Annotated in this window: 1 protein-coding gene; it reads right to left on the bottom strand. The window is 63.3% G+C overall.

Annotation, left to right across the window (positions count from 1 at the left end; all coding sequences use genetic code 11):
• A partial coding sequence (locus BK665_RS33365; protein WP_148053283.1) for a phosphopantetheine-binding protein occupies nucleotides 1–300 on the bottom strand: 300 nt, incomplete at both ends.

Genomic DNA, 300 nt, shown 5'->3' with positions numbered 1-300 from the left:
CCAGCGGCAGCATCGTCGGGGTGATACGTAAACAGTCCGCGGTGATGCCATGGGCCGGCACTACGATTTCATTGCCACCGCCCACTGCGGCCGCCAAAGCCGCCAGGGTGGGTTGGCCAAACAGCACGCGCACGTCAGAGCTGAGGCCAACCTGGCGCATCTGCTCGATCAGGTTGACCGCCAACAGCGAATGCCCGCCCAGTTCGAAGAAGTGAGCGTGACGACCGACCTGCTCCACGTTAAGCACTTGCGACCAGAGCCGGGCCAAAGTGATGTCGGTGTCGCCGATGGCCGCTTCGT

The sequence above is a fragment of the Pseudomonas frederiksbergensis genome (assembly GCF_003732665.1).
GTDB lineage: Bacteria > Pseudomonadota > Gammaproteobacteria > Pseudomonadales > Pseudomonadaceae > Aquipseudomonas > Aquipseudomonas frederiksbergensis_G.
This window is presented reverse-complemented; position numbering and strand designations above follow the sequence as displayed.